14 protein-coding genes are annotated in these 12,406 nt (G+C 55.3%); 11 read left to right on the top strand and 3 right to left on the bottom strand.

Annotation, left to right across the window (positions count from 1 at the left end):
• Positions 1–56: 56 nt before the first annotated feature.
• On the top strand, positions 57–3,092 hold the full coding sequence (locus tag QZ310_RS07280) for a PEP/pyruvate-binding domain-containing protein (RefSeq protein ID WP_297071846.1): 3,036 nt from the start codon (positions 57–59) through the stop codon (positions 3,090–3,092).
• Between the two features lie 144 nt (positions 3,093–3,236).
• On the opposite strand, the gene QZ310_RS07285 is transcribed toward QZ310_RS07280, so the two are convergent.
• The gene (locus tag QZ310_RS07285; RefSeq protein WP_297071847.1) at positions 3,237–3,680 is read right to left on the bottom strand and encodes an energy transducer TonB; all 444 of its coding nucleotides are present in this window, start codon (positions 3,678–3,680) and stop codon (positions 3,237–3,239) included.
• Between the two features lie 186 nt (positions 3,681–3,866).
• On the opposite strand from QZ310_RS07285, the gene porQ reads away from it, so the two are divergent.
• The 10 genes from porQ (at position 3,867) to QZ310_RS07335 (ending at position 11,123) form a co-directional block, all read left to right on the top strand.
• Entirely contained in the window at positions 3,867–4,901 is a 1,035-nt protein-coding gene (porQ, locus tag QZ310_RS07290) for a type IX secretion system protein PorQ (protein ID WP_297071848.1), read from the top strand.
• Entirely contained in the window at positions 4,891–5,589 is a 699-nt protein-coding gene (cmk, locus tag QZ310_RS07295; protein ID WP_297071849.1) for a (d)CMP kinase, read from the top strand. Before porQ ends, cmk begins: the two co-directional genes overlap by 11 nt.
• 61 nt (positions 5,590–5,650) lie before the next feature.
• Entirely contained in the window at positions 5,651–6,535 is an 885-nt protein-coding gene (locus QZ310_RS07300; protein ID WP_297071850.1) for a 4-hydroxy-3-methylbut-2-enyl diphosphate reductase, read from the top strand.
• 33 nt (positions 6,536–6,568) lie between these two features.
• Positions 6,569–7,069 carry a 3'-5' exonuclease gene (locus QZ310_RS07305; protein WP_297071851.1) on the top strand — a complete coding sequence of 167 codons (501 nt, stop codon included), beginning with the start codon at positions 6,569–6,571 and terminating at the stop codon, positions 7,067–7,069.
• Positions 7,066–7,410, top strand: a complete 345-nt coding sequence (locus tag QZ310_RS07310) for a hypothetical protein (protein ID WP_297071852.1) — start codon at positions 7,066–7,068, stop codon at positions 7,408–7,410. Before QZ310_RS07305 ends, QZ310_RS07310 begins: the two co-directional genes overlap by 4 nt.
• Positions 7,411–7,493: 83 nt before the next feature.
• On the top strand, positions 7,494–8,813 hold the full coding sequence (gene thrC / locus QZ310_RS07315) for a threonine synthase (protein ID WP_297071853.1): 1,320 nt from the start codon (positions 7,494–7,496) through the stop codon (positions 8,811–8,813).
• 100 nt (positions 8,814–8,913) lie between these two features.
• On the top strand, positions 8,914–9,279 hold the full coding sequence (locus QZ310_RS07320) for a hypothetical protein (protein WP_297071854.1): 366 nt from the start codon (positions 8,914–8,916) through the stop codon (positions 9,277–9,279).
• A 44-nt stretch (positions 9,280–9,323) separates the two neighbouring features.
• Positions 9,324–9,860 (top strand): 1-acyl-sn-glycerol-3-phosphate acyltransferase, encoded by a 537-nt coding sequence (locus tag QZ310_RS07325; RefSeq protein WP_297071855.1) that lies wholly within the window; start codon positions 9,324–9,326, stop codon positions 9,858–9,860.
• A gap of 49 nt (positions 9,861–9,909) precedes the next feature.
• Entirely contained in the window at positions 9,910–10,707 is a 798-nt protein-coding gene (locus tag QZ310_RS07330; RefSeq protein WP_297071856.1) for a nitrilase-related carbon-nitrogen hydrolase, read from the top strand.
• A gap of 266 nt (positions 10,708–10,973) precedes the next feature.
• Positions 10,974–11,123: a hypothetical protein gene (locus tag QZ310_RS07335; protein ID WP_297071857.1), complete on the top strand. Its 150-nt coding sequence runs from the start codon at positions 10,974–10,976 to the stop codon at positions 11,121–11,123.
• Positions 11,124–11,323: 200 nt separating this feature from the next.
• Here the strand turns inward: QZ310_RS07335 and QZ310_RS07340 are convergent, their stop codons facing one another.
• Positions 11,324–11,752, bottom strand: a complete 429-nt coding sequence (locus QZ310_RS07340; protein ID WP_297071858.1) for an RNA-binding S4 domain-containing protein — start codon at positions 11,750–11,752, stop codon at positions 11,324–11,326.
• Positions 11,753–11,761: 9 nt separating this feature from the next.
• Positions 11,762–12,325 carry an aminoacyl-tRNA hydrolase gene (pth, locus tag QZ310_RS07345; RefSeq protein WP_297071859.1) on the bottom strand — a complete coding sequence of 188 codons (564 nt, stop codon included), beginning with the start codon at positions 12,323–12,325 and terminating at the stop codon, positions 11,762–11,764.
• Positions 12,326–12,406 lie beyond the last annotated feature (81 nt).

Here is a 12,406-nt window from a genome sequence, read left to right on the forward strand (position 1 = left end):
CGTAAATTTGCGGGCGTAAACACCAATCACCACACACTTAACCCAGTACCCCGACCATGACCGACGACGAAGCCCTCAGCCAGCTCTACTTCAAGGACACCTCCTTCCAGTCGCTGATGCAGAAACGCATATTCAACGTGCTTCTCATCGCCTCGGCCTACGACGCCTTCATGATGGAGGAGGACGGCCGCGTCGAAGAACAGCTCTACTTCGAATACACCTCCCTCAACCTCTCCTCGCCCCCGCGCGTCACCCGCGCCCTCAACACCGCCGAAGCCCTCGACATCCTCAAGGCCAAGAGCTTCGACCTCGTCATCATGATGCCCGGCAACGACGTCAGCGAGACCTTCGCAGGCGCCCGCCGCATCCGCGACCTCCACCCCGGAATGCCCATCATCGTCCTGACCCCCTTCTCCAAGGAAGTGTCCCGCAGGCTCTCCAACGAGGACTTCACCGGGATAGACTACGTCTTCTCCTGGCTGGGCAACGTCGACCTCCTCCTGGCCGTCATCAAGCTCCTCGAGGACAAGATGAACGCCGACAACGACATCAACGGCGTCGGGGTCCAGATGATCCTCCTCGTCGAGGACTCCGTCAGATTCTACTCCTCGGTGCTCCCCATCGTCTACAAATTCATCCTCAAACAATCGCGCGAATTCTCCACCGAAGCCCTCAACGAACACGAACAGATGCTCCGCATGAGAGGCCGCCCCAAAGTCATGCTCGCCCGCGACTACGAGGAAGCCCTCGCCCTCTATGACCGCTACAGCGACCACATCCTCGGAGTCATCAGCGACGTCTCCTTCATGCGCGAAGGCCGCAAGGATCCCAAGGCAGGCATCCGCCTCGCCCGCGAACTGCGCGAACGCGACCCCTACCTCCCCCTCATCATCGAAAGCTCCGAGGCCGAAAACGCCCACGACGTCCGCGAGCTCGGAGGCACCTTCATTGACAAGAACTCCAAGAAATTCCCCGTCGACCTCGGAAAAGCCATCATCAACAACTTCGGATTCGGCGACTTCGTCATCCGCAACCCCGAAAGCGGCGAAGAAATCTTCCGCATCAAATCCCTCAAGGACCTGCAGAAAAACATCTTCAACATCCCCGCCGAAGCCCTCTACTGGCACGCATCCTTCAACGACATCTCACGCTGGCTCTACTCCCGCGCAATGTTCCCCATCGCCGAGGTCATCAAACACCACCGCTTCCGCGACCTGAAGGACGCACCCCAGGTCCGCCAGCTCTTCTTCGACCTCATCGTCAAATACCGCAGGATGAAAAACCGCGGCGTCGTCGCCATCTTCCAGAAAGAACGCTTCGACCACTACTCAAACTTCGCCCGCATCGGACAAGGCTCACTCGGAGGCAAAGGCCGCGGCCTCGCATTCATCGACTCAATCATCAAGAAAAACCCCGTCTGCGACAACCTCGACGGAATCTCCATCACCATCCCCCGAACCGTCGTCCTCTGCACCGACATCTTCGACGAATTCATGGAGACCAACCGCCTCTACCCCATCGCCCTCAGCGACGCCCCCGACGAAGAAATCCTCCGCCACTTCCTCCGCGGAAAACTCCCCCGCCGCATCAAGGACGACCTCCTCGCACTCTTCGAAGTCGTCGACACCCCCATAGCCGTCCGCAGCTCAAGCCTCCTCGAAGACTCCCACTACCAGCCGTTCGCCGGAATCTACTCCACCTACATGGTCCCCAAGGTCACCGACCCGGAGGAAATGCTCAAAATGGTCACAAACGCCATCAAAGGAGTCTACGCATCAGTCTTCTACGCCGACTCAAAAGCCTACATGACAGCCACCTCCAACGTCATCGACCAGGAAAAAATGGCCGTCATCCTCCAGGAAGTCGTCGGCCGCGAAGTCGACGGCCACTACTTCCCATCATTCTCCGGAGTCGGCCGCTCACTCAACTACTACCCCCTCGGCGACGAACGACCCGAGGACGGAGTCGCCGAAGTGGCCGTCGGACTCGGAAAATACATCGTCGACGGAGGCCTCGCCCTGCGATTCTCCCCACGCCACCCCGAAAACGTCCTCCAGACCTCCGAGCTCACCCTCGCCCTGCGCGACACACAGACCCGCATGTATGCCCTCAAAATGGACGCCGCAGCCACCGCCGGACAGCCCGGCTCCGACGACCCCATGGACCACCTCAAAGTCGACGACGGCTACAACGTCGCCAAACTCCGCGTCCAGGACATGGCCGAGAAAGGCGCGCTGAAATACATGGTCTCCACCTACGACTTCCGCGACAACGTCATCCGCGACAACGACTCAGGCGAAGGACGCCGCGTCGTCACCTTCAACAACATCCTCAAACACAAAGCCTACCCCCTCGCCGAAGCCGTCGACCTCATGCTCACGACCGGACAGGAAGCCATGCAGCGCCCCGTCGAAATCGAATTCGCAGGAATGATAGGCCCCGACCCCAAAATGATAGGCCCCGGCGAAAAACACAAAGGACGCCTCTACTGGCTCCAGATACGCCCCATCGTCGACCGCAAGGAAACCGTCGACGAAGCCCTCATGAACACCCCCGACGACCGACTCCTCCTCAAATCAGCCACAGCCCTCGGCCACGGAAACATCGAAGGAGTAAGCACCGTGGTATATGTGCGTCCGGAGAAATTCTCATCGTCCAACAACTCCCTCATCGCACGCGAAATCGAGAAAATCAACCGCGGATTCCTCGACCGGGAAGAGCGCTACATCCTCATCGGACCCGGCCGATGGGGCTCATCCGACACCGCACTCGGAATCCCCGTCAAATGGCCCGCAATCTCAGCCGCACGCCTCATCGTCGAATCATCACTCCCCAACTACCGCATCGAACCAAGCCAGGGCACACACTTCTTCCAGAACCTCACCTCATTCGGAGTCGCCTACTTCACAATCGACACCAACGCAAAACGCAGGGAAGGAGACCCCGTCACAGCCCTCTACGACGTCGACTACCTCAACGCCCAGCCCGCCGTCTACGAAAGCGACTACATCCGCATCGTCAACTTCCCAACACCCCTCGCCATCGGCATCAACGGCCTCAAAGGCACCGGCGTAGTCCTCAAACCCGAATAACAAAGCCCCCCCACACACATCACCCCAAAAAGACGCACCGTGGCGCGTATGCCTGATGAGAAAACCAATCCCATCGGACCATACGCGCCACGGTGCGCCTTCCACCACCCCGGCCCAATCAGCCGCCGGCAGCCCCCGCAGCAACTACCTGCGGAAAGCGATAGGCACTATGCAATAGACCGGAACCGGACTGTCGTCAATCAACCCCGCATCCCACGCAGGCATACGGGAAATCACCCTCACAGCCTCACGGTTCAGCGACTCCTCCACCCCCTTCAGGACAGAGATATGGGAAATCGACCCATCCTCGTTCACGACAAAACTGCAAAGGACACGCCCCTCAATCCCCTCACGGTAAGCCTTCCGAGGATACTTGCGCTCACCATTGATGAAACGGAGCATAGCCGTATCGCCACCCGGAAAACTCGGATGGACATCCACACTCTCATACTCATAGACCTCAATCGAGACCTGAACCTTAGGAGCATCCGACACCTTGTCGATATGCCGGGGAGGCTGCGCCCCGGCCGAAGGCACCGCCACCGCAATGAGAGGGAGGAGAATGAATCTGTGTAAATCTTTAAGCATAAGGATAAGATAATGTGGCGAAACAAAATTAATGGATGGGAAGCGCCCACGCAACTATTTTGTGATTGATTACAATAGTTTTAGCTTTCTTGACAATTACACCCGCCCACCCCCGCAGCCCAAAACTCACCTTAATTTATAATAATAGCCAAGCCCATCCGTTAAATATAAGAAGTAACAACCGCCATGCCAACATCACCCCTCCGACACAGCGCACTCCGCCTCCTCCTGCTCACCGCAACCGCAGGAGCAGCCCTCCATATCCACGCACAGGACACCTCACCCGCCTACAGCTTCCTCAACCTCCCCTCCTCCACCCTCACCTACGGCCTCGGAGGAATCAACATCACAGCCATCGAGGACGACATCAACAGCATCGACCAAAACCCCGGACTCCTCGGGCCCGAAATCGAAATGCAGCTCGGCGTCAACTACATGCGCTACATCGGCGAAAGCAACTTCGCAGGAGTCAAATTCGGCAAAAGCGCCGGCGAGCACGGAGCATGGGCAGCCGCAGTCCAATACTTCGGCTACGGCACCATCAAAGGAGCCGACGTCAACGGCACCCTCACAGGCGACTTCTCCCCCAAGGACATCGTCTTCAGCGGCACATACGCCCACGACATCACCGACCGCTGGCGCGGAGGCGCAACCCTCAAATTCATCCACTCCTCCTACGACTCCTACACCGCCATGGCCCTCGCCACCGACCTCGGCGTCAACTACTACGACCCCGAAACAAACCTCTCCTTCTCAGCCGTCGTCGCCAACCTCGGAGGCCAAATCAAACGCTTCAACGAAAGCTACGACCGCCTCCCCGTCGACATCCGCCTCGGCATCTCCAAATCATTCGGCTCCCTCCCCGTCACATGGTCCGTCACCGCATGGAACCTCACCCGTTGGCACCTCCCCTTCTACGACAACGGCGACGGCACCGAAAGCTCCTCCCCCCAAATCAAAGACAAATTCGGCTCCAACCTCCTGCGCCACCTCATCTTCGCCGCAGACTTCGTCCCAAGCGAGAAATTCCACGTCGGCATCGGCTACAACTACAAGACCCGCACCGACATGTCGACCTACAAACGCAGCTTCCTCTCCGGCTTCTCAGCCTGCGCCGGCATCAACGTGCGCAACTTTGCCGTAGGCATCGCACTCTCCCAGCCCCACAACGGAGCCACAACAATAATGCTCAACCTATCAACCAAGCTATATGAGTTCTGATAAAATAATCATAGCCATCGACGGCTACTCCTCATCAGGCAAAAGCACGATGGCACGCCGCCTCGCAAAGACAATAGGCTACCGCTACATCGACTCCGGAGCAATGTACCGCGCAGTCACCCTCTACGCAATGCGCCACAACCTCATCAACCCCGACGGCACAGTCGACGCCCCCCGCCTCGAAACAGCCCTCCCCGACATCAGCATCGACTTCAAGGTCGACGGCGACGGCCAGCAGACCCTCCTCAACGGAGAAATTGTCGAGAACGAAATCCGCACCCTCGAAGTCTCCAACCACGTCTCACCCGTAGCCGCAATCCCCGCCGTGCGCCACGCCCTCGTCAAGATGCAGCGCGCAATGGGCGAAACCAAAGGCATCGTCATGGACGGCCGCGACATTGGCACCGTAGTCTTCCCCCACGCCGAAATGAAAGTCTTCTGCAACGCCACCCCCGAACGCCGCGCCGAACGCCGCTTCAAGGAACTCACCGAAAAAGGCGCCACAGTCACCTACGAAGAGGTCCTCGCCAACGTCATGCAACGTGACCACATCGACATGACACGCGAGGAAAGCCCACTCCGCTGCGCCGACGACGCCGTCATGCTCGACAACTCCGCAATGACCATCGACGAGCAGAACGACTGGCTCCTCAACCTCTACCGGTCAATCACCGGCAAAAAGGACTGACCCACGGCAACCCGTCCATAGCCCAACCCCATCCCACAACCATCACCCCCACACGACAATCTTGGAGAACAAGACACCCATCATAGAAATCGACGCCCGCTCCGGCTTCTGCCACGGAGTCGTGACAGCCATCAGAAAGGCCGAAGAGGAACTCGAACGCAGCGAACAGCCCCTCTACTGCCTCGGCGACATCGTCCACAACAGCGACGAAGTCGAACGCCTCGAACGCAAAGGCCTCTCCACCATCACCCACGACGACCTCCGCAAACTCTCCTCATCGAGAGTCCTGCTCCGCGCCCACGGCGAGCCCCCCTCCACCTACGCACTGGCCAAGGAAAAGGGCATCGAAATCATCGACGCGACCTGCCCCGTGGTCCTGCGCCTCCAGCAACGCATCAAGGACACCTACGACAACTCCTCACCCCGCCCGCAGATTGTCATCTACGGAAAGGCAGGCCACGCGGAAGTCAACGGCCTCGTCGGTCAGACCAACGGCGAAGCCATAGTCGTCGAGAACCTCGACCAGCTCTCCAAAATAGACTTCTCACGTGACATCGCCTTCTACTCCCAGACCACCATGCCCCTTCAGGGCTTCGCGGAGATGGTCGATGAAATCACCCGTCGCCTTGACGCAGGAGTGAAATTCGAATACTTCGACACCATCTGCCGTCAGGTGGCCAACCGCGTGGACCATCTCCGGGATTTCGCCCGCCGCCACGACGTCATCCTCTTCGTCGCAGGAGCCAAGAGCAGCAACGGCAAGGTGCTCTACAACGAATGCCGAAGCGTCAACGAGCGCTCCCACCTCGTCTCCAATCCCACCGACTTCCGCAGCGAATGGCTCGAAGGCGCCGAAAGCATCGGCATCTGCGGTGCCACATCCACCCCCCGCTGGCTCATGGAGGATGTCCGCGACACGGTTGCGACAGCCGTTGAGAAAAGATAAAGGGAATCCCACACCTATTTATATATAGTAAGCATGGATAATTTCGTTGCCATCGACGTCGAGACCGCCAACGCAGAACCAACCTCAATCTGCGCCATTGCTGCCGTCAAGGTTGTCGACGGTTGCATCGTCGACCGTTTCTATGAACTTGTCAAACCCGAACCGGAATACTACTTCCGTCATTTCACCCTCAACATTCACGGAATCGGACGCAAGGACACGGAAAATGCCCGCGTGTTCAGCGAAGTCTGGAGCGACATCGACAAGATGATAGGCAAGTTGCCGCTCGTAGCCCACAACAAGGCGTTCGACGAACGCTGCATCCGCGCCGCCCACCGCGCCTACAGCATGGACTACCCCGACTATCCATTCTTCTGCACCTTCCAGACCGCCCGCCGGAAATTCCCCCGCACCCTGCTCTCATCCTACTCCCTCCCCTACGTCTGCGAATTTCTCGGCATTCCGTTCTATAACCACCACAACGCCCTCGCCGATGCCGAAGGGTGTGCGAAAATCGCAATGGCAATCCTATGATAAAATCTTTAAAGGCAATCATCCTGACCACCATCCTGCTCTCAGGTGGAATGACAGTAATGACATCGTGTGGCGGCGATAACTCTTCCCCTAAAAATAGCCGGAAGGTCTCGTCGAGAGTCGTCGATCAGAATGCCTACGGGCTTGGCGCGGAACATGCGCGTCTCCTTCTTGAAAATGTCGGCAGCGAGGACCGAGTGCAGGACGGGCTGCTCGAAGTACGCGCACGGATGAGCAACATCGAGTCGAAATTCGGCCGTCAGTCCTCGGTGGACTACGAGCGCGGTTTCACTGACTACATCAAGGAAAACTGCGATTCGCTCGCACAGATAATTTTTTAGCTTTTTCTGTTAAATTAACAATCCGTCTTTGGGGCTTCGTTTGGAATTTCATAAATTTGCTTGACCTATTTCTACAATAACTCATGCAGTTCTACAGCACAAACGGACAATGCCCTCCTGCTTCGCTCGAAGAAGCTGTCATGACCGGACTTGCACCCGACGGCGGACTTTACATGCCCGAACGCATTCCGGTCATCCCCCGTGCATTCTTTAATAATATAGGTGAGATGTCGGTCTGCGAAATCGCCTACATCGTCGCGACATCCGTACTCGGCGAAATCATTGATGCAGCAGAGCTCAAGCAAATCGTATTCGACACCTTCTCTTTCGAAATTCCGTTAAGGAAAATCGACAGCGACATCTATGCCCTCGAACTTTTCCACGGTCCCACGCTTGCATTCAAGGATGTCGGCGCGCGCTTCCTCGCCCGCATCATCAGTCATTTTTCCAATCCTGCCGACAAGGAGGTCAACGTCCTCGTCGCAACTTCCGGAGACTCCGGAGGAGCGGTTGCAGCAGGTTTCCACAAGGTCCCGGGCGTGAAGGTTTTCGTCCTCTATCCGGAGCGCGGACTGACGGCAATGCAACGCCACCAGTTCACATCGCTCGGCGACAATGTCTATCCCATTGAGGTCATGGGCACCTTTGATGACTGCCAGAGAGTGGTGAAAGAGGCCTTTGTGGATCCACATCTGAGGGAAGAGATGCACATCACCTCCGCAAATTCCATCAATGTCTGCCGTCTGCTTCCGCAGATGTTCTACTACTTCTACGGCTACAGTCAGTTACTGCGCAACGAATCGGTCGACCGTCCATGCACGGACAAAGTGGTCATTTCCGTACCCTGCGGCAATCTCGGGAATCTGACGGCGGGACTATTGGCAATGAGAATGGGTCTTCCGGTCAGCCGTTTTGTGGTAGCCAACAACGTAAACGATCCATTTGCCCGCTATCTCTCCAACGGCAAATTCACACCGCAGACCCCGGTGCGCACAATCGCCTGTGCAATGGACGTAGGCAATCCTTCGAACTTCTCACGCATCCTTGACATCTATGACGGCGATTATGAGCGCATCCACCGCGACATGACCGGCTACTCCTTCTCTGACGCGGAAATCGCTGAGAGCATGAAGGAAGTGTATGACCGCAACGGCTACGTAATGGATCCGCACGGAGCAACAGCCTACCGCGCCTTGCGTCGCAATCTCTCGTCGGGAGAGAAAGGCATATTCCTCGCCACGGCCCATCCTTCGAAATTTTCAAAGACTGTCGAAAGCATAACAGGCGTGAAATTCACCACTCCAATGTCGGCTCCGACGGAGGATGTCAGCGAGCATCACCCGACTCCCCGCATCACCCCCTCGCTCCCCGCTCTGAAAAAATTTCTGCTTTCTGCAACGTAAATCAATACTTTTTTGTTAAATTTGCAATATGACTTGCCAAAACAGTCCTTCACAGACCGATTTGGCAACCCTACTACTAACCCTTAACCCAAGAAAAGCAATGGCTTCCAACAAACGACTCCTTAAAAAAGAAATCCGCATGATATGCGGCGCACTCGCAGGCGAATGCGTAGTGGCCAAAATCACCGTTCCCGGTATTGACCGCGAGCAGCTCAACGCCATTATCTACGAGCTCGCCGACCTTCAGGAAAACGCGCTCCGCCGCATCAGCATCACCTTCCCCCAGTCGCCCAAGGCATTTGCCAACGAAGGCGAATACCGCAAGGCACGCCGTGCCTATTTCGCAGCAGCCTTCGGCAAACTGAAAGCTGAATTCAATGCCCACATCGAGGCAATCGTCAAGAAGATGAATGCAACTCTGCCTCAAGAACAGAAGGACGCAAACATCGCCGCCCTCAAAGCGTAAGATTCCCACCGCCAACAAGAACAATTCCGTAATTCCGAGTGATTATGTCCATTTGCAAATCATTATTGAAGCTTTTCGGCTGGAAAGTATGCTGCACCGTACCCGATTATCCGAAATGTATAATCTGCGTGGCACCCCACACATCCAACTGGGACTTTGTACTCGGAAAACTTGCCTATTGGTCGCTCGGCCGCCAAGCCGGATTTCTCATCAAGGAAACATGGTTCTTCTTTCCGATGAACCTGCTCTTCAAAGCTTTCGGAGGAATCCCTGTCCCCCGCCGACGTGGCTCTTCCCTGACCGATGTGTTGATTGCCAAGTTCAATGCATCGACCAAAATGTCGCTCGCAATCACCCCTGAGGGGACACGCGCAAGGGTGAGCGAGTGGCGAACAGGCTTCCTGCGCATTGCCTACGGCGCCGGTGTCCCGATAGTCCTCGGTGCGATAGATGCAGCTAACAAAACCGTGCATCTCGAACGCACCTATCATCCGACCGGAAACATCGAAGCCGATATGGCTGCAATAAAGAAATACTACAGCGTTTTCGACGGCATCAAGCCCGAAAACTTCACTATCTGAAAAATCCCGTTCTGTGAGCCGTAAGGCCCCTGAATCCCTGTCACCATCAATGAATCAAGGAATGAAAATTTGTGCCATACCGTTTGACATTGCGTATGCCGATGTGGAAAACAATCTGATTTCCGCTGCCCATCAGCTCAATCAGGTCGAACCCGACACCGACATTGTCGTTCTGCCCGAACTGTTCACCACATCATTCGTTCCTGACGCGAAAACAATCGCCGAAGTTGCGGAAACCAACGACGGCCATACCGTGGACACGTTGAAACGATGGGCACAGTATTTCGGCTTCGCAATAGCAGGAAGTTTTCTTGCAAAAGGCGACAATGGCAAATATTACAACCGGGCATTTTTCGTCGAACCAATGGGCGATGTCACATTCACCGACAAGCGCCATCTCTTCCCCATCTCGTCAGAGAGCCGGACCTACACGCCCGGCAATGCACTGCCCCCGACAATCCGCTACCGTGGATGGAATATCAAGCTCGTCGTATGCTACGACCTGCGCTTCCCGGTGTGGACACGCAACCAACCTGAAAACCTTTATGACCTGCTCATCGTTCCCTCCAATTGGCCGGTCGCCCGCGTAAAACAATTCAAACTTCTCCTGAGCGCAAGAGCCGTCGAGAACCAGATTTACACCGTCGGATGCAACCGCACCGGCTCGGATAAATTCGGAGACTACACCACCGGGATGTCAGTCATCTTCGACAATCTTGGCGACGACATCAAGGAGACACGGCGCAACGGACACATTTACGCGCTCCTTGACCTACAGAATCTGAAAGAAGGACGTGAACGCTTCCCGGCTTATCTTTCCACCGACCGTTTCACAATCGACCTGTGACACTCCTCCAAGCATCTGCATAGTACCGACATTACCATAGGCAAGATGCCTCACCCCTCAGACTGTCACTCCCACCGACTCTACAGAATTTTTATTTTTCGACTGAAAAGCCCTATCATTTCAGCCTATCCAATCCGATGCCGCTATTTTTTTTGCAATTTTTGCATAAATTTAGCGCATATTGACTGAACCTTTTCCCCGTATTACCGTTATTCTATTGAAGATTTATTGCATCTAACGTAAACACAACCCTAAACACAATGGAAATGAAAGACAAATTTAACACAGTACACGACGACTTTTTTGGCAACGTGGTAGGAACCATCGTCAAAACCATCAAAAAGAGCGTAGTCACCACTCCGAACACTGATTTTGTGGCCGATTGGTCAGTTCCCGCAACCCCCAGCCATCCCTAAGGCCGGGTAGCCTGCATTCCGAAATTAAAAATCCTACGGACATCCGGAAACCTTGTATAACCACGGAAACCCGATAAAGTCCGAATTGAATAGCTCATTTTCCCTCTCTTGATAAAAATCGGGATTCCTCGACGACAAGGAATCCCGATTTTGTAATTTTCATATATTCCGGAGCCTGTGAGAAAGCTTCACGCAGACTACTACTCCTCATCCTCGTCCATATCGTCAAGGAAATCAAAATCCCATCCGTCGGACATCGACTCGGTAAACTGGGCGAGCTCACGGCCTTCACGCTTAGTCGGACGGCCAAGACCTTTGCGACGGTCAATGAATCCGGAGATTTTGACGACCTCAAGCAAATCAAGCTCACTCTTTGGAGTGATATTCTCCATGTATTCGGGGACGAGCTTTGCACCGAGACGGTTCTGCGCAAGCGCAAGCACACGAAAAGAATAAGTCACCGGCGGCTTGCGCACATTGACCACATCTCCGACCTTGATGGTCCTCGAAGGCTTTGCAATGGCATTACCGACATAGACGCGACCTTTCTTGCACGCCTCGGTAGCAACGGTGCGCGTCTTGAACACACGCATCGCCCAAAGCCATTTGTCGATTCTTACCTCATTCATGGATGCAACTTATTTATTGTTATACATGTTCATTGCCGTCTGAATTCCGGCAAGGCAGAAAGTCTTCACGGCATCAACCGCAAGCTCTATGCGCGCACCCATCGCCTTTTCCTCATCATCCGTGAAACGACCGAGTACATAGTCAATCTGCGTGCCGCGCGGAAAATCATTTCCGATTCCAAATTTCAGGCGGGGATAGTCCTGCGTACCGAGCATTTGGGCAATGTTCTTAAGTCCGTTATGTCCGGCATCGCTTCCACGGGGTTTGATGCGGATGGCTCCGAAGGGAAGGGCGCAGTCGTCGACAATCACGAGAATCTGACTGTTGTCCACCCCCTCTTTCTCCTTCCAGTAGCGCACGGCATTACCCGAAAGATTCATATAGGTCGAAGGCTTCAGAATGACCAACTGGGCATTCTTGACCCTCATCCGGGCAATATCGCCGTAACGTTCGGTCGAAAATGTGGCCCCGCCGCTCTCTGCAAGCGCATCGGCCACCCTGAAACCCGCATTGTGGCGGGTCATGGCATATTCCGGCCCGATATTTCCAAGTCCGACAATTAAATATTTCATAATTAGCAGTTTTAGAGGGCATTTGATAAACAAAACAACAGATTTCCCCTCCGTCACACGAACTTTGAGAAAATCTGTTGC

Source organism: uncultured Duncaniella sp., assembly GCF_910577345.1.
Classification (GTDB): Bacteria; Bacteroidota; Bacteroidia; order Bacteroidales; family Muribaculaceae; genus Duncaniella.

What these genes read in the sequence shown, in the direction of transcription:
- QZ310_RS07320 (WP_297071854.1), top strand. Translation starts at nt 8,914, where the DNA reads ATGGCTTCCAACAAACGACTCCTTAAAAAAGAAATCCGCATGATATGC.
- QZ310_RS07310 (WP_297071852.1), top strand. Translation starts at nt 7,066, where the DNA reads ATGATAAAATCTTTAAAGGCAATCATCCTGACCACCATCCTGCTCTCA.
- QZ310_RS07335 (WP_297071857.1), top strand. Translation starts at nt 10,974, where the DNA reads ATGAAAGACAAATTTAACACAGTACACGACGACTTTTTTGGCAACGTG.
- QZ310_RS07340 (WP_297071858.1), bottom strand. Translation starts at nt 11,752, where the DNA reads ATGAATGAGGTAAGAATCGACAAATGGCTTTGGGCGATGCGTGTGTTC.
- QZ310_RS07305 (WP_297071851.1), top strand. Translation starts at nt 6,569, where the DNA reads ATGGATAATTTCGTTGCCATCGACGTCGAGACCGCCAACGCAGAACCA.
- QZ310_RS07285 (WP_297071847.1), bottom strand. Translation starts at nt 3,680, where the DNA reads ATGCTTAAAGATTTACACAGATTCATTCTCCTCCCTCTCATTGCGGTG.
- pth (WP_297071859.1), bottom strand. Translation starts at nt 12,325, where the DNA reads ATGAAATATTTAATTGTCGGACTTGGAAATATCGGGCCGGAATATGCC.
- QZ310_RS07330 (WP_297071856.1), top strand. Translation starts at nt 9,910, where the DNA reads ATGAATCAAGGAATGAAAATTTGTGCCATACCGTTTGACATTGCGTAT.
- thrC (WP_297071853.1), top strand. Translation starts at nt 7,494, where the DNA reads ATGCAGTTCTACAGCACAAACGGACAATGCCCTCCTGCTTCGCTCGAA.
- QZ310_RS07325 (WP_297071855.1), top strand. Translation starts at nt 9,324, where the DNA reads ATGTCCATTTGCAAATCATTATTGAAGCTTTTCGGCTGGAAAGTATGC.
- QZ310_RS07280 (WP_297071846.1), top strand. Translation starts at nt 57, where the DNA reads ATGACCGACGACGAAGCCCTCAGCCAGCTCTACTTCAAGGACACCTCC.
- porQ (WP_297071848.1), top strand. Translation starts at nt 3,867, where the DNA reads ATGCCAACATCACCCCTCCGACACAGCGCACTCCGCCTCCTCCTGCTC.
- cmk (WP_297071849.1), top strand. Translation starts at nt 4,891, where the DNA reads ATGAGTTCTGATAAAATAATCATAGCCATCGACGGCTACTCCTCATCA.